The organism is Candidatus Methanoperedens sp., from assembly GCA_027460525.1.
Taxonomy (GTDB): Archaea; Halobacteriota; Methanosarcinia; order Methanosarcinales; family Methanoperedenaceae; genus Methanoperedens.
Window position 1 is genome coordinate 1 of sequence record JAPZAS010000009.1, and the last position, 15880, is coordinate 15880.

Genomic DNA, 15880 nt, shown 5'->3' on the forward strand with positions numbered 1-15880 from the left:
ACATGAACTACTTTGTCTCCTTTCCTCACACTTCTTCTTAGATATTTATACTGTTTGCCTTTGATTGTTTTTATTTCTATGAAAGCCATAATCCTCTTAATTTAGGGTACACATTATATATGGAAATTATTCTATTTATAACTATCTATAGACTGAATATGCGTGATAAAATATAAGTTAAAATAAAAATACTATTATCAGTTAGATACCGTACTTAAGATTGGTTGAATGGCAAAACAAGCATTCAGAGATAACAATCGGTTCCAGTATGATATTTTTCTTAACCTGCTCCCTGATATTATAACTCAATTCCACAGCCCATATATGCTTTAATCATCTCCAATGTCTATTAGGCATCTAAAAGGTAATAAAGCTTTCGATACCTAAAAGCTTATATGTGATTAGTTACATAAGGAAAATTATGCAATTACAAAAACAGGTATCAAGGAGATATAAGGGCGTTAATTATCCAAAGTATGTCATCGTAGTACCGCCTTCCGAAATCGAAAAGTTAGGGTGGAAAGATGGGGAGGAATTAGAGCCTGAAATTGATGATAGCAGACTTATTATTAAATCTAAGAAAAAATAATGAATAGAAAAGGGATTTTCAAGGGTATTGCAACTGTAATTCTCATCGCCATATTCATATTTATTATTGTAGTAGCCCTTCCAAATATTTTTAATTGGAAAATCGATTTTATGGGTATAAATCCATCAGAGCAAACACACGGAAAGCTCATACACCTTGAGTATCCGCCATCAAGAATACCACAGATAGAATTAAATTCATCTAATGAATATAATCTTTCGGGCTTACCGTTGCTTTCCATTGATATAGGTTTACAATATAATGGTATTTTGGTCGAAGACACGCCTGTCGAAATAGGAGCTACCGGTTTTGTGTACCCAGATGGACAAAAGATAATAAAAAGAGCAATCTTAGGAGGCGGTCTTACTTATAACTATTCTGTAGGATTAAAGTTTGAAAGTGCATCAGTCTATGATATAAATCATACAAATTTTCCTATTGAAATGCCAACTATCCCTGTTGACTTGCACAACGCTTCATATATTATACATTCACGCCCTCCAAATAATATTTTACCTACTTTACTAACTATCAGTTGGGATACCCAAGGAGATTATTACCCTTCCATCACTATTTTTTATGTTAATGGAACTTATACGACTGTCACATACCCAGATTTTAAAATACATGTTAGTTCGCCTGACGTGGTGCAACAAGAAAATTATGCCAGAATAAATACTTGGTTAACTATTGGGTTGTTTTTCTTTACATTAATAGAAATTGTGCATTTATTAGGTCATTCGCTTCCAGAAAAATGGTTAAGATGGTTCGGACTCGATAACAACAGCAATTCCAACAATGAATCCCCCAAACAAGAACAACATTCCGCCAATAACAAGCATCCAAATTCCAAGCCACACAGCAAATATAAGTAAAAGATATGAAAAAATAAAAAAAAGTACCGCAACGAATATTATGTCGAAGCCAACACATGCGAGATGAAATGGAAATTCTTCATCGTTCTTTATTTCACGAATTTTTTCCCACAACTTTACTGCCTTAATAGTGTCCCTAAGCGGAAAATGCATTATCGCATCCCCCGCAAGATAGCTCCCGATTTTTGACAGGGGTTCGAAAAGGTCTGAGCAACCGAAGACTTGACAGAACCCTGGCAAAGATAATCGCTGAAAAAGGAGTATGGACAGGATAAACAATATTGCAACTGGAAAGCAACGTGCATATAAGCCAAGCTTATTTATATAAACATGAAGATAAGAGATTACAATGCATACACTTGTCATATGTATTGACCGGGATAATGACCTGGGGGAAAAGGCAGGCGTTCCAAGTCCCATAATAGGTCGCGCCGCAAACCTCGATGCCGCTGTTAAGCTTGCTACCAGCGACCCTGAAGATTCCGATACTAACACCATTTTCGGCGGGATTAACGTATACGATAAACTGAATGCCGAAAAAAACGATGCCGAGATAGTTTCAATAGCCGGGGACAAGAAAGTCGGGATTATTTCAGATAAGAAAATTTCAGAGCAGCTCGACAGGATACTCGCGCAGCTAAAACCTGAGAGGGCAATCCTGGTATCCGACGGCGCAGAGGACGAATCCGTGCTTCCGATCATCCAGTCCAGGATAAAAGTGGATGCGGTGCACAGGATAATTGTAAAACAGCATGAGAATCTGGAAAGCACCTACTATATAATCAAAAAGGCTTTTAACGACCCGAAGATCTCGCATACTTTTTTCATGCCGCTTGGTTTTGTATTCCTGATATATGCAATTTCATTGTATTTTGACCAGCCCGGGATTGCGGTTATGGCAATAACGGCTGCGATAGGGGTTTACATGCTCTTTCGGGGCACAGGTCTTGATGATGCCGTTGATGATTTCGAGAAGTCTATGATGAACTCTCTCCATGGCGGAAAAATCACGTTTGTCATGTATCTTGCAGCCATAATACTTTCCCTGATAGGAACAGTAGAGGGCGGAATAGAGGTGTGGAATTATTACAACCAGCAAATAATGGTAGGATACATCATACTCCTGATGGGATATGTCAATGCCTCCATATGGTGGTATGTAATTGCAGGAGTTTTAATTAATACAGGAAAAATAATCGACCTGCGTCTGGCAAAAGAAAAAATAGGGAGGAACTGGTCACATCCATTCTTCGTGATTGCAGGCGGCATTCTGTTCTGGGCAGGCAGCACCTATATACTTGTAATAAGCGAGACACTAAGTGAATTCCCTCTGCTGGGTAGCGGACGTGAGTTCTTGGTCGGTAGTGTGGCGGGCGCGGTTTTAATAGCGATTCTTGGGGCATGGATTTCCACAAAATCAAACCGAAAGAGAACTTCAAAAAACTAATAGCTATTGTGTCTTTCCACGGCTTCGTCCAGGGTCAATTCCCCTTTTGCAACAGCTCGCGCCAGCATGCGCGGAATTGTGGAGCGTCCGTTTGAGTATTCGCGGCTGTGTTCCTGTATCACCCTGACCTCGCCCTGTGAAGGCTCTATAAACTGTTTTCCCACATTTTTTCCCGGAATCTTTGCTATATTTATTGCCGCGATTATATCGGATATTACCTGACCGTGCACGCCTTTACCAAGACGGGGTGTTGTCCCTGTCTCGTCAACCATTTCGACCGGGAGCCCCAGGTCAAGGATTCCGTTAATCAACTGTGAACGGATGAGTCTTGCACCGTGCCCGATTCTGACAGTGAGCTTTTTATCCTCATATTCCCGCATGATCCTTTTTATCAAAGGGCAGACCTCGCCCACAGATACGCGGTGGACCGAGATGGTTTTACTGTTCCCGAGCACTGCCATCCCCGGATATTTCCCCGGATCTATGCCGATTATTATGTGCTCAAAATCCTCTCCGGACAATAAAGAAATGGCTTTATCGATTGCAGCCTGGGGTTTGTCCCCGATTACCATCCTGTCACGGCAAAAATCGATGCTTCCGGATTCTTCTTCAGTAGTAATGATTGCGCCCACATTCGCCGGGATAGGCTGGGATGGGGCAAGAACAGGTATGTTCAGGCTTCGGGAACGCGCCTCCTCGATAATAGAATGATATAATGAGAAATCTTCGGTGACAAGGGCTATGTTCTTATACCTTTAAAGCCCTCCTTGATGTGTTTTTCTGGGATTTCAATTATATTGTATAATGTGATTATGGTATATTACCCTTTTCAATCACTTTCAATAACCTTCCCCTTTCCAGGAATGAATCTCCCTCTCCCTCTTTTTGCGATAATCTCCCCGTCTTCTGAAATTATATCGCCTCTGGAAATGGTCATCCTCGGGAACATGCCGGTCATACCGTTATACGGCGTCCATCCTGCTTTGCTGTGCAGTTTTTCTTTCCGGATTTCCTTCGCTTCTCCCGCAATTACCATGTCTGCGTCAAAGCCCGGGGCAATAACACCCTTATTAATTCCGAATATCCTTGCAGGGTTCTGGCTTGTGACCTCTATTAATCGCCGCAGGGTGATAAGATTCCGTTTAACAGCATTCAGCATAAGCGGCATCATGGTTTCGACGCCAGGCACGCCGGCAGGTGCGCTCCAGATATCCGTCATTTTTTCAGATTCAAGGTGCGGCGCATGGTCTGAGGCAACAACATCTATGATGCCTTCGTTCAAACCTTTCCAGAGGCTTTGCTGTGAGTAGAAATCGCGCAGCGGCGGGTTCATTTTTCCAAGCGTTCCAAGGCGCTTCCAGTCCTTTATAGTAAGAAAAAGATGATGAGGCGCAACCTCACATGTGATATTCGTATTTTCAGCTTTTGCCCTTCTTATGGTTTCCAGGCTTTCACTGGCGCTGATGTGGCAGAAATGGAGCTTCGTGTTTGCCGCAAGCTTGAGGGCTTTTTCCACTGCAATTTTTTCAGATAGGGGAGGTCGGGATTTTGAGTAAGATTCCGGCGCAAGATTTCCTTTCAGGAGATGGACGTATCTAATTCTTGTCTCCTCATCCTCTGCATGGATGCAGGCGACGGCATTAAGCTCTCCTATGACTTCCAGCGCTTCTTTGAGTGTTATATAATTCACATTCAGCGAGGCTGTGGATTCTGCCATGAATATCTCCCCGAAGGCTGTGGCGCCGAGTTCCCAGAGTTCTTTTAAGTATCCGGGATTCCGGGTTACTCCGGCGTTGATTCCATAATCGATTATGGATTTCTTTGCCTCTTTTTGCTTTTTTTTGAAAGATGCTGGGTCTATCGTTGGGGGGATGGTGTTGGGCTGGTCGATCACAGTGGTGACGCCTCCTGCTGCCGCCGCGCATGAGCCGGTGTACCAGTCCTCTTTCTTTTTCATCCCCGGGTCGCGGAAGTGGACGTGTACGTCTATTGCCCCGGGCAGCACGAGCGCGCCTCTTGCGTCTATTACCTGGTTTACTTCCCCAGTCCCTACTATTTTCCCGACTTTTGTGATTTTGCCGTTATCCACGGCTATTTCCGCAGGCTGGAGGGCATCATTGATGAAAATCCTGGCATTCTTGATCACGAGGTCGGGCATAATTTTTTATTAATAAAGAGTGTCATGCTCGTAAGGCGATGGAATCCAGACGCATTTTCAAAAAAATAACTATTTAGTCATCACAATTTCTATTATGGAAACGTTCGATTCCCCTCTATCCGTGGCAATTTTTTCCGTCCCGATCTTTATATCCTTTACTTTAGAACCCTCCAAAAACCTATTCTTTGCAACTTCTACTGTATCCACTGCCCTTGATATTGCCCTTCCTCTCGCTTTGACTGCAACCTCCGATGCTCCATTGTTGAATTGCGTGACTACTGCAAGCACATAGTTCATCACTGGTTTGTTCCCGATATACACTACGTTATCATCTGTCATTTTTTGTCTCCCTGCAATTTAAGACAATCAATTACTATGCCCCTACATATATTTAACGAAATTTTTGCAATCATTTATATCCAAAAAGATACCACTAAAGAGACCATGATCAGGCTCTTGGAAATCTATTCCGGCAAGGCAAAAACGGTCTTCAAAACAGACGCTCCGAATAAGCTTATAATGGAATTCAGGGACAGCCTCACAGCCTTTGACGGCAAGAAGAAAAGCAGCGCGCCGAAAAAGGGTTATTACAATGCACAGATAGCCGCAAAGCTTTTTTTACTGCTCGAGGAGGAGGGCGTTAAAACTCATTTTGACAGCATGCTTTCAGGGACTGAGATGGTAGTGGATGCTGTGGATATAATAAAAATCGAGGTAATTGTGAGGAATATCGCAGCAGGTTCCCTTACCAAAAAATACCCCTTCAAGACAGGGCAGAAGCTTGACCCGCCGATTTTGACTTTTGATTACAAGAGCGATGAATACGGCGATCCCATGATTAATGACGATATAGCGATTGCTCTGGGGCTTGCCACGAAGGATGAACTTTACAGGATCCGAAGACTTGCACTCTGGGTCAATTCGATACTTGTTGAGTATCTGGATGAAAGAAATCTTCTGCTCCCGGATTTCAAGCTTGAGTTCGGAAGGCGAAGTGGTGAGATAGTGCTTGCAGATGAGATCTCCTGCGATACCTGCAGGTTCTGGGACAAGACCACGGGCGAATCACTGGATAAGGATGTGTTCAGGTTTGATAAAGGCGACCTTGTGGCTGCCTACCGCGAGGTTGCAAGAAGAGTTGTGCCTGAGATATTTGCCGATTAAAACTACCTTCCCTTCAGCCTTGAAACCCCCTGTCTTACTTTGAGCATTAACTTTTCAGGCACACATCCAAGGATTTCAGGATCGAGATAGACTGCCCTTATCAATGCCTGGGCAGCCCTCTCATAGCTGCCCAAGTTATAATAGACCGACCCGATGCCCTGGTAAGCTTCCGGGGATTCGGGGTCAAGCCTCAGAGCTTCCTGAAACTCCTTGAGCGCCTCATCATACATGCCTGTTTCAGCGAAGATGCTGCCAAGATTGATATGGGCAGGGGCATAATCAGGGTCGAGCCAGAGCGCCTCCCTGAACTCCATAATCGCCTCCTGATTTTTGTTTTGCAGTGCATGGATATGCCCAAGATTGTTGTGTGCAACTGCATACCGAGGATTAAGCCTGAGCGCATCCCTGAGCTCTTCTGTCGCCTCCTCGTATCTGCCTCTTCTTGCATAGAGGCTGCCGAGGTTGTTGTGCGCTTCAGTATAATCTGGATTGAGCCTGAGCGCCTCCTGCAGTTCCCTCTCTGCCTCGTCATACTTTCCCATCCTGTCATAGGCTACCGCAAGATTATTGCGGACTTCGATATAACATGGGTTGAGCCTCAGAGCGGTATTTAACTCTTCCAATGCTTCCTCGTATCTGCCTATCCTGTCATAAGTAATGCCGAGATTGTTATGGATATTGTGGCTCAAACCTATGCCTGTTGTTAGCTGGAAAAAAGAGTAATACCGGGTGAGCAGCGTGGAAGTCTCGTCATCCAATCCTCCGGTATTCTTCAGGCAGTAATAATTTTCTTTCCGCTTATATCGGCTGGCATCTACCTCAATGATAGAATCTATGCTAAAATCTACGAAAATCATCGAATCAGGAGAGAACCCGTCTATTGAAATAAAGACATGCGGTCCTGCGCTTGCAGCCCTTACCTCAGGTACCAGGCAGCGCAGGAGAATATAGCCAAGCTGGGTGATTGCGGCGCAGGAGGCAAGGAACTCCTGCTCTTTCTTTTTGTCTTTTTCAGGGATGCCGGATTTTTCGAGGAGTAAAAAGATATCTTCGTTCCTGTGATTTAAACCATTGACAAGAAGCCTGATAAGTTTGGTGGGAAAGTCTGGACGGTAGTAGCCTTTGTTTTCCAATTGAAGCATCAGTTCTTTCAGCGAATTGATTAGTCCAGCCGTATCTTTTGCCCCCTGCGCTGAGTATACAGCCTGTCTCAGCTTTTCGAAGTCTATCTCTTTGAATAAAATATCGAGTTCGTACAGTATATCCGGTATGCTTGTCTCATGATAGCCCAGGCGCGCGAGCAGGTCTCGGAGGTCGGGAGGAGAATTTGGAAGAGTCATTTTTTTTATCGGGAGTTTATCTACTATCTGATTTAAACCCATCTGACAAACTATATGTATAATTTTTTAAAGTTCCCGTTACCTTTATATACCATCATCACTAACCCAAGGTTAGTAACCTCAAGTCACTAACTCGGGGTGAAGCAAAGACATGGAATCAGCACAACTGTTGGACATACTCGGGAACGGAAACCGCAGGAAAATCCTGCAGCTTCTGGCAAGCCGCCCCTGCTACATGAGCGAGATAGCAGAGCGGCTGGATGTAGGAGCGAAGGCGATACTGGGGCATCTTCTGCTTCTTGAGCAAGCAGGTCTGATTGAAGCCAACGTTGATGAGCAGCGGCGCAAATACTTCCATATAACAGACAACCTCCGTCTTGAGGTATTTGTGTCGCCCTACTCCTTCGAAGTGGAAACCACGACCATTGCCATCAGCGTTCCAAAGCACTATGTAAAAGCCCGCCAGGCAATCACGGGGTTAAAAGCCCTTTATGGCGAGATCCAGGGGCTTCTGGAACAACGGCGCCAGGTGATGCAGGAATACCAGCAGGTCCAGTCAGATATCACAGAGGCTATGGGACATAGCATGGATGCCATCGAGGAGGTGGCGGCGGACGATGTGGAGGCTGAAATACTCTATGCCCTGCTGAAAGGTCCGATGAACCAGCGTGCATTATCCATGCAGCTTGGAATACTCGAATACATGCTTGAGGGATATCTGGAAAGAATGCTAGAAAAAGAAATAATAAAAGAAGATACAAATAACTATAGTATAGGCTAAAAACAAAATATAGTATACAGAGGTTAAAAACAATGTTCAGAGGATGGAGAAAACCCGAAAAGGGATTTTTTGACGAATTTGAGAGAGAAATCGAAGAAATGAACCAGCTCATCGACAGCATGATGCGTTCAACAGGCAGCGAGCCTTTAGTTTATGGGTTCAGCATGCATGTAGGACGTGACGGAGTGCCTCATACGGAGCATTTCGGGAATGTAAGACCGGCTCATAACGAGTTAAATGTGAGGGAAGAGGAGCACAATGTCAGGGAACCCTTTACCAGCTCGATGATCGATGAAAAGAATAATGAACTCAATATAACAGCAGAAATGCCGGGAATTAAGAAAGAGGACATCGAACTCAATGCGGCAGAGAACGAAGTTGTGATAAAAGCTGATAGCGAAGGCAGGAAATACTACAAGAGCATAAACACTCCCTGCCCTGTTGAACCAGACAGCGCAAAAGCGAAGTATAACAACGGGGTTCTGGAAGTAACACTCAAGCTCAAAGAAACCCTTAAACCAAAAGGAAAAGCAGTAAGAATCGAGTAAAAACCCCGTATTTAAATACCGGGATTACTACCAAAACAAGGTATATATGGATAAAAAAGATAAAACCGTGTCATTGAAAGTGGTTGAAGCAAAACCCTACGATGCAGGCAGGGGTATTGCCCGAATAGATCCTGAAGTGGCTTACGACCTCGGACTGCAGACAGGCGATGTCGTAGGTATTGAAGGCACGAAAAGGACGGCAGCAATAATATGGCCGGGTTATCCGGAGGACAGCAACTCCGGAGCGATTCGCATTGACGGAACAGTGAGGCGAAATGCCGGCGTAAGCATTGATGACAGGGTGCAGATACGGAAGATACAGACCGCGCCAGCCCAAAAAATCCTTTTCTCACCCACCCAGCCTTTAAAAATCCAGGGTGGAGAGGCGTATTTAACGCACAACCTGGAAGGGCGTGTAATCACGCGAGGGGATGTGGTGGAATTGAATATCATGGGAAGGCGGGTTGACCTTGTGGTTGTTTCCATAAAGCCTGTTGCCGACTCTGTCATAATAGGCGCGGCTACAGCGATAGACATCAGCGATAAACCCGCAAAGGAGATGCCCTCCATTCCCAGAGTTTCGTATGAGGATATAGGCGGGCTCGGGGATGAGGTCAGGAAGGTAAGGGAAATGATAGAGCTTCCGCTTCGCCACCCTGAGATTTTCGAGCGCCTCGGCGTGGAAGCGCCCAAGGGTGTTCTGCTTCACGGTCCTCCGGGAACGGGGAAAACACTTCTTGCAAAAGCCCTCGCCTCCGAGACCAATGCGAACTTCCTTCCTCTCAGCGGTCCTGAGATCATGAGCAAATTCTACGGCGAATCAGAGGAGCGGCTGCGTGAGATATTCCAGCAGGCAGAGGAGAATGCGCCCAGTATTATTCTGATCGACGAGATAGACAGCATTGCCCCGAAAAGAGAGGAGGTCACGGGTGAGGTGGAGCGGCGCGTTGTGGCGCAGCTTCTTGCTGTGATGGATGGTCTTAAGACTCGCGGCAAAGTCGTGGTAATAGGAGCCACGAACAGGCCGAATGCCATTGACCCCGCGCTTCGCCGCCCCGGAAGATTTGACCGTGAGATCGAGATTGGAGTTCCAGACAGAAAAGCACGCCTTGAGATTCTGCAGATTCATACTAGAGGGATGCCGCTGGCTGAGGATGTGAAACTTGAAAAATTTGCAGACCTTACACACGGTTTTGTAGGGGCTGACCTCGCCGCACTTACGCGGGAGGCTGCCATGAATTCAATCCGGAGGGTGCTGCCCGAGCTTGACCTCGAAATCCAGAGCATACCAGCTGAGATCCTGAATAAAATGACTGTAACGGGCGATGACTTTAATAGTGCATTGCGTGAAATGACTCCGTCGGCGCTGCGCGAGGTTTTCATCGAATCCCCCAATATCCACTGGAGCGACATCGGCGGGCTTGAAGATGCAAAGCAGGAGTTAAAAGAGGCAGTGGAGTGGCCCATGAAATATCCCATGCTGTTCAAAGAAACAGGCGCTCACCCTCCGAAGGGAATCCTGATATACGGGCCTCCGGGAACGGGCAAGACCATGCTCGCAAAGGCAGTGGCAACCGAAAGCGAAGCAAATTTCATAAGCGTTAAAGGTCCCGAGTTCCTGAGCAAATGGGTGGGCGAGAGCGAGAAAGCGGTTCGCGAGACCTTCAGGAAAGCAAAACAGGCAGCACCGTGCATCATCTTCTTTGATGAGATTGATTCCATAACGCCTACGAGAGGTACAGGCTCGGATTCCCATGTTACAGAGAGGGTTATAAGCCAGCTTTTATCTGAAATCGATGGGCTTGAGGAATTGCATAACATTACTGTAATTGCCGCCACCAACAGACCTGACATTATAGACCCTGCACTTCTTCGACCTGGAAGGATTGACCGCCTGATCTACGTCACGCCGCCGGATAGGGACGCAAGGTACGAGATATTCAAAGTCTATACCTCAAAGACACCTCTTGACAGCGATGTTGACCTTGACAGGCTTGCCGAGGATACCGATGGTTTCACAGGCGCAGATATCGCTTCGGTGTGCAATGAAGCCACGATACTTGCCATAAGGGAGTATGTGAATTCAGGGAGGGCTACGGACGATAAATCTGTAAAAGAACTGAAAGTGGGTTATCACAATTTCAGGGATGCGATGGCAAAAGTAAAGCCGTATTCCAAGAAGGAACTGGAGAAATACACCAAGATATCTGAGAACTTTATATATCAGTAAGGATTATAAAAGCTAATTATGGCTGAGGATTTGCTTACAACCATTTTAGCTTTTATATACACCATAGGGCACTGGTTAGGCGAAAAGATAGTAGGTTTGATTCACTCCATTTCAGGCGTGATCATCCCCTCGACAATAGTTGACGCCATCGGGATGCTTGTGATACTCACAATATTCCTGGCAATAGCAGAAGTGGCAAAAAAGGCGATATGGATTGTTGTGGCTATCGGCTGGGTGCTTATAATTGTACGGATTTTGATGTTGATGATAGGATAGTTTCGGTCTTCAGATTTACTTTCTCTACTTAATATTTAATTCTGATTTCCAAAGCGCAACTGTCATATGGTTTTACCCCTTTCGTTTTTTTTGCTCGCTTCAAAATCGGACTAACGGCATATCCAAATAATTTTTTTCTATCGAAAGTTTTATACATGATTATCATGTATTATAAATATTACAGTGCGGCGTTTCAAAGCGATATAAAGGGAACAGGCGCTTGCCTGAAAATGCCGGAGGTATGGAAGTGGGAATGATGAAATTAAAATCTGGGTATCAAAGGTTTTGAATTGGGAGGGATATCTATGGTTAAAAAAAAGGTTATTGTAGAGATGCGAGTACCGAAGGTACCCGAATCAAGATTCGCAGCGGCAGCAAGTGAAATTACATCTCAGCTTGACATACCCGGTTTTAAATTGGATCCGGATTACAAGCCTGTGTCGGCAAGCCCGCCCGATCATCTTGCGGCGAGCTTTGCAGCTTCCAATGAGGCAGTTATGCTGGTGCGGGGTGAAATAGAGGAAGGTAAAGAAAAGGAGCTTGAGTCCAAACCGAATGTCATAAAAGTCTGGACGGATGCAAGAATAGAGCCTTCCTACGATTGCGACACCGATACTTCGAAAGGGGACATAGACAGCGTCGCCAGCTATCTGGGAGTGGATAAAATATGGGCAAAAGGCGTGCGGGGAAAAGGTATTGTTATTGGTATATGCGATGATGGTGTCAATGCAATATCGTCGGATATAGTGGTTGACGGATGGTCGCCGCCAAATTGTTCCCGATATGGAGCCGAAGGCGGGCACGGCAACATGACAGCTACAGATGCTGCAGGGATGTGCCCGGAGGCGAAAATCTATGATATCGGTGTGCTTAAGAACCCGCCGGGAAGCCTTCCCGATATCGGGGGAGCAATTTCCAACGCCATAGCCGGGTTCCAGTGGGCTATCGAACGACACAGGAAAGATGGTACTCCGCACATTCTTTCCAATAGCTGGAACTGTTACCAGGAGGCATGGGCTCCCGATTATGCAAGGGATTCGAACCATCCTTTTACAAGAAAAGCCGTCGAGGCGATAAGGGAGGGGATAATAGTTTGCTTCAGCGCCGGGAACTGCGGCGACAAATGCAAGGATAAGGACCCTCGGTGCGGTTCGGATGAAGGTTCGGGGCGCAGCATCTGGGGCGCAAACGGGCATCCGGAGGTGATAACGGTAGGCGCAGTAAATGTGAAGGGAGAGCTTGCCGGTTATTCAAGCCAGGGGCCGGCAGCCCTTTCAAGTGAAAAACCCGACTTCTGCGGGATAACCCATTTTAAAGGATACAATGACCCGGATACAGGGACGTCGGCAGCGACACCGGTAGTGGCGGGTGTTATCGGTCTGTTAAAATGTGCAAAGCCCACGCTCACTCATGCAGAGGCAAAAGCCGTATTGAGAAAAACAGCCAGAGATATCGCCGGAGCGGGTTTTGATACCGAGTCGGGATACGGGATAATCCAGGCGCGAGCGGCTTTCGAACTCATAAAAGGGCAACCCAAACCTGAGCCCAAACCAAAACCCAAGCCTAAACCAAAGCCGAAAAAAGAACTAACTATAAAGGGATGATTGAAGGCTTAATTTTAATTACAGATAGTTATGTGAAATGCAGGTTTACGCTTCTCTGAAGAACTCCAGCCGCTGCTTCAATCCCTGATGAAGTACGCGAAGAAGTAATCATTAATTCAATCAGACCTTCCCAGCAGCCTGCACGTCTTGCACAGTGCTTCACTGCTGGGCTCGCCGCATATCTTGCACCGGACGATCTGTGTACCGGGCGGCTGCAGCCCCTCTGATATGGCGTCAAACCCGCCGAGCAGCGAGTACTTTGTTCCCGGGTGATTTACCTCATAGTTATTGATCATCTCGCGTATCTCGTTCCGCAGCGCCTCACCTGCGTAAGGGCATTCATCCAGGCTTACCGGAAGGAAGTTCAGGAAATCGTAGAGCGCCACCTCTTTTTCTGGTACGCTGCGAAGCGGTTTTATTCTCGGCACAAGTCCTGGCTGGACCGTGCCGGGAAGCGTCCTTTTCATTCTGTCTACATCCCCGCGCAGGTAATTCATCAGTATGGTCTGGGCTTCATCGTCAAGGTTGTGGCCGGTTGCGAGCTTATCAGCGCCAAGTTCTCTTGCAGCTTTATTAAGGAGATTTTTTCGAAGCACACCGCACAATGTGCATGAAGCGGCTTCATTTTTCTCGATAAGCTTATCAAGTGTTGTTCCAAACTCATCCTCAAAAGACCTGATCGTATGATGGATTCCAAGTTCACCCGTCAATTTTACAGCATGAGGGAGAGTTTTTTTCCGGTATCCACGAATGCCTTCATCGATTGTGATGGCTGAAAGTTCAACGTCGGGTCTTTTCTGAAAAATCTTATGCAGTATATAGAGCAGCGCAATGCTGTCCTTCCCTCCGCTGAGCGCCACTGCTATCCTGTCGCCTTTTTCCACCATTTTGAATTTCCGGATGTCGCGTTTTATCTTCCGCTCCACGTCCTCGATAAAATGAGGTTTGCAGAGGTGAGCATTGGAATATTTCTGGTATGCGACAGCGGTTTTGCTGCATCTCTGGCATTTCATGTATCATGTTCCAAGGCTTATCCGCAGTGTTACAATGGAAGGATTTTCCATTATCCGATACGCAGCATCCGTTTCCTTTCCTATTTTGACATCACCTTTTCGTCCCACGGTCGCGGTGAAAAGATAGTCTTCGCCGCTATACACATCCACGGTTTCGCCTGATAATCCTCTGACCGAAAGAACCACATGCTTCTTCCCGCGCTCAACCATGGGTACAAAACTTGTAATCTCGGGTTTGCTTTTCTTTCCTGCCCATTTTCCTTCCTTTTCACGAATATCAAGGTGAATCCCAAGCTTTCTTTCTATCCTGTCTATATTCCTGCCGCCTTTCCCTATGACAGCCGGGATATCTTCCTTGGAAACATACACCATTGCGCTTGAATCCGACACCACCTCAACCTCAACCGCGCTGCGCGCATATTTCTGAACTTCCTTCTCTATCTCCCCGACCGCCAGAGCCCATGTGCCTGGACGTTCCAGTTCCTCACCCACAGGCATCACCACGACCTGCTCCCCGTATGTGTATATCTCGTATTCTATTTTCCCGGTTTCAAAATCTGCCACCGTAATTACCGGTCGTGCCAGATCCTGCTCCACCATGCCGTGCGGCACTTTTACCGTGAACTTGATGTCATAAACCTTGGAAACCTCGCCTTTATCTATGAAAATCACGGTATCCACCACCTGGGGTATTATCCCGAGTTCGACCCGCCCGATGAGCCGCTGGATTGCGTCAACAGCTCTTGTGGCATGAACAACGCCGATCATACCAACGCCTGCCATCCTCATGTCCGCAAACACATGGAAATCCCGGGTTTTCCTGACCTCGTCGTAAACAGTGTAGTCGGGTCTCACAAGCAGCAGGATATCCGCGGTTTTTTCCATATCGCCTTTTATAGGCGCATACTGGGTTATGGCATCGGGCACCATTAAATCCCTCGGCGATTCCATTGTTTTCACGATATAACCCTGCTCGTACAGCACCTCAGCAACACTGGCTGCAAATGTGGATTTACCGGCTCCCGGAGGACCTGCAACAAGTATGCCCCGCTGCCTTTCGATAATCCTTTTTTTAAGCTCCTTGTTCAGCCTGTAATCATCAAGATGAACGACAGCAACGGGTCTAACAGCCGTAATCTCTAAGCCATCAGAAAACGGGGGTTGCGCGACTGCGATGCGCATCGAGCCTATCTGGAAGACCATGACGCCTTCGTATTCTATTTCCAGGTGCGAATCAGGGTCGCGTTTTGCCCTTTCGATGAGTTCTTTTATGATGGAATGAAGCTCGGCATCGGTGGAGGCTTTGTCCCTGATTTTTACAAGCTTTTGCTTGCCCACGCTGCCCTTTTTAGCCACTGGCGGGACATTTTCTTTGAGGTGGATTGAAAGGGTATCGTGAGTGAAAAATTCCTCAATGCGAAGGGGTTTTAACTCCTCCATGATCGGAGTAAGGTATTCTACATTCAATCCTTTTGCGCGTGCCACCTCTGCCTGCACCCTGTCGCTTGTTATAAAAATCGCATTGTTCTCGACCGCAACCGCGCGTATCATGGAATCTATCTCTCCTGCGGAGGCAAGTTTTATCTGCTCAAGCGAGGGGCGTTTACCTGTGAATTCAAGCCTGATCTCCCCTCTCTTTGCCATGTCGCTTAGTTCTTTTAATTCTTCAAGCCCTTTGAAACCTGTTTCCCTTCCTCTGTTTGCCTGCGCTTCAAGTTCAGACACGAGTGCTTCAGGGATGATGACTGCGGCTTCCTTAAATTCCCCGGCTTTTAATTTCGCTGTTATGCGCCCGTCGATGATAACACTGGTGTCAGGGACTATGCAAAACGTGTCGTTCATAATGGTTAGATGC

The 15880-nt window shown here is 46.3% G+C and carries 15 protein-coding genes; 9 read left to right on the top strand and 6 right to left on the bottom strand.

Annotated elements, in window-relative coordinates; translation table 11 throughout:
• The first annotated feature begins 421 nt into the window (after positions 1 to 421).
• The 3 genes from O8C68_02570 (at position 422) to O8C68_02580 (ending at position 2911) form a co-directional block, all read left to right on the top strand.
• Positions 422 to 589, top strand: a complete 168-nt coding sequence (locus tag O8C68_02570) for a hypothetical protein (protein MCZ7394687.1) — start codon at positions 422 to 424, stop codon at positions 587 to 589.
• Positions 589 to 1464, top strand: a complete 876-nt coding sequence (locus tag O8C68_02575) for a hypothetical protein (GenBank protein ID MCZ7394688.1) — start codon at positions 589 to 591, stop codon at positions 1462 to 1464. Before O8C68_02570 ends, O8C68_02575 begins: the two co-directional genes overlap by 1 nt.
• Positions 1465 to 1813: 349 nt before the next feature.
• Positions 1814 to 2911: a DUF373 family protein gene (locus tag O8C68_02580; protein MCZ7394689.1), complete on the top strand. Its 1098-nt coding sequence runs from the start codon at positions 1814 to 1816 to the stop codon at positions 2909 to 2911.
• Here the strand turns inward: O8C68_02580 and O8C68_02585 are convergent.
• From O8C68_02585 to albA, 3 genes are all read right to left on the bottom strand, one after another.
• Positions 2908 to 3543, bottom strand: coding sequence for a hypothetical protein (locus O8C68_02585; protein MCZ7394690.1), 636 nt, complete (start codon positions 3541 to 3543; stop codon positions 2908 to 2910). The genes O8C68_02580 and O8C68_02585 overlap by 4 nt on opposite strands.
• 197 nt (positions 3544 to 3740) lie before the next feature.
• Entirely contained in the window at positions 3741 to 5069 is a 1329-nt protein-coding gene (locus tag O8C68_02590; protein ID MCZ7394691.1) for a dihydroorotase, read from the bottom strand.
• Between the two features lie 69 nt (positions 5070 to 5138).
• On the bottom strand, positions 5139 to 5408 hold the full coding sequence (gene albA / locus O8C68_02595; protein ID MCZ7394692.1) for a DNA-binding protein Alba: 270 nt from the start codon (positions 5406 to 5408) through the stop codon (positions 5139 to 5141).
• A gap of 108 nt (positions 5409 to 5516) precedes the next feature.
• On the opposite strand from albA, the gene O8C68_02600 reads away from it, so the two are divergent.
• A complete protein-coding gene (locus O8C68_02600) occupies positions 5517 to 6233 on the top strand; it encodes a phosphoribosylaminoimidazolesuccinocarboxamide synthase (GenBank protein MCZ7394693.1) in 717 nt (238 codons plus the stop codon).
• Between the two features lie 2 nt (positions 6234 to 6235).
• Here O8C68_02600 and O8C68_02605 read toward each other — a convergent pair whose 3' ends face one another.
• Positions 6236 to 7615, bottom strand: coding sequence for a tetratricopeptide repeat protein (locus tag O8C68_02605; GenBank protein ID MCZ7394694.1), 1380 nt, complete (start codon positions 7613 to 7615; stop codon positions 6236 to 6238).
• Positions 7616 to 7724: 109 nt separating this feature from the next.
• Between O8C68_02605 and O8C68_02610 the strand changes: the two genes are divergently transcribed.
• The 5 genes from O8C68_02610 (at position 7725) to O8C68_02630 (ending at position 13012) form a co-directional block, all read left to right on the top strand.
• The gene (locus O8C68_02610; protein MCZ7394695.1) at positions 7725 to 8354 is read left to right on the top strand and encodes an ArsR family transcriptional regulator; all 630 of its coding nucleotides are present in this window, start codon (positions 7725 to 7727) and stop codon (positions 8352 to 8354) included.
• Between the two features lie 32 nt (positions 8355 to 8386).
• Positions 8387 to 8902 (top strand): Hsp20/alpha crystallin family protein, encoded by a 516-nt coding sequence (locus O8C68_02615; protein ID MCZ7394696.1) that lies wholly within the window; start codon positions 8387 to 8389, stop codon positions 8900 to 8902.
• A gap of 46 nt (positions 8903 to 8948) precedes the next feature.
• Positions 8949 to 11132: a CDC48 family AAA ATPase gene (locus O8C68_02620; GenBank protein MCZ7394697.1), complete on the top strand. Its 2184-nt coding sequence runs from the start codon at positions 8949 to 8951 to the stop codon at positions 11130 to 11132.
• 18 nt (positions 11133 to 11150) lie between these two features.
• On the top strand, positions 11151 to 11408 hold the full coding sequence (locus O8C68_02625; protein MCZ7394698.1) for a hypothetical protein: 258 nt from the start codon (positions 11151 to 11153) through the stop codon (positions 11406 to 11408).
• A 305-nt stretch (positions 11409 to 11713) separates the two neighbouring features.
• Positions 11714 to 13012: a S8 family serine peptidase gene (locus O8C68_02630; protein MCZ7394699.1), complete on the top strand. Its 1299-nt coding sequence runs from the start codon at positions 11714 to 11716 to the stop codon at positions 13010 to 13012.
• Between the two features lie 116 nt (positions 13013 to 13128).
• Here the strand turns inward: O8C68_02630 and O8C68_02635 are convergent, their stop codons facing one another.
• Both O8C68_02635 and O8C68_02640 read right to left on the bottom strand, forming a co-directional pair.
• Positions 13129 to 14025, bottom strand: coding sequence for a TIGR00269 family protein (locus tag O8C68_02635; protein ID MCZ7394700.1), 897 nt, complete (start codon positions 14023 to 14025; stop codon positions 13129 to 13131).
• A 3-nt stretch (positions 14026 to 14028) separates the two neighbouring features.
• Positions 14029 to 15867 (bottom strand): PINc/VapC family ATPase, encoded by a 1839-nt coding sequence (locus O8C68_02640; GenBank protein ID MCZ7394701.1) that lies wholly within the window; start codon positions 15865 to 15867, stop codon positions 14029 to 14031.
• Between the last annotated feature and the right edge of the window lie 13 nt (positions 15868 to 15880).